The 825-nt window shown below is 36.1% G+C and carries 1 protein-coding gene; it reads left to right on the forward strand.

The features are described from left to right. On the forward strand, nucleotides 1–825 hold an 825-nt coding region (locus tag FUA24_RS03110; RefSeq protein WP_246146934.1), incomplete at both ends, for an EF-Tu/IF-2/RF-3 family GTPase.

Raw genomic sequence — 825 nt, forward strand, 5'->3', positions numbered from 1 at the left:
ATGTTATACACGCCAGTGGTAAAACTGGTTTTGGTATTGAAAACGTTTTAGCTGCGGTTATTAATCGTATTCCTGCACCAAAAGGAAACCCAGATGAGCCTTTACAGGCTTTAATTTTTGATTCTGTTTACAACCCCTTTAGAGGCGTAGAAACCTACTTTAGGGTTATTAATGGCTCTATAAAAAAAGGGCAAGAAATAAAATTTATTGCTACCAATAAAAAGTATTTTGCTGATGAAGTTGGTACCCTAAAACTTAAACAATTACCAAAAAAAGAAATTAAAGCAGGCGATGTTGGTTACCTTATTACCGGCATAAAAGATGCACGCGAAGTTAAAGTTGGTGATACTATTACCGATTCTAAAGAACCAACAAAAAATGCCATTTCTGGTTTTGAAGATGTAAAACCAATGGTTTTTGCTGGTATTTACCCCGTTGATACTGAAGATTATGAAGAGCTAAGAGCTTCAATGGAAAAACTTCAGTTAAATGATGCCTCATTAATTTTTGCTCCTGAAAGTTCAGCCGCTTTAGGCTTTGGTTTCCGTTGTGGTTTTTTAGGCATGCTTCATATGGAAATTATTCAAGAACGCCTTGAACGTGAGTTTGACATGACGGTAATTACAACCGTTCCCAACGTATCATACCACGCTTACACCAAAAAACAACCAGACGATATTATTATTGTAAACAACCCAAGTGATTTACCCGATCCTTCAACCCTAGACCGTGTTGAAGAACCTTATATTAAAGCAACCATAATAACTAAAGCCGATTTTGTTGGTAATGTAATGAGCCTTTGTATAGAAAAACGTGGGCAAATTA

This window comes from Seonamhaeicola marinus, from assembly GCF_008085455.1.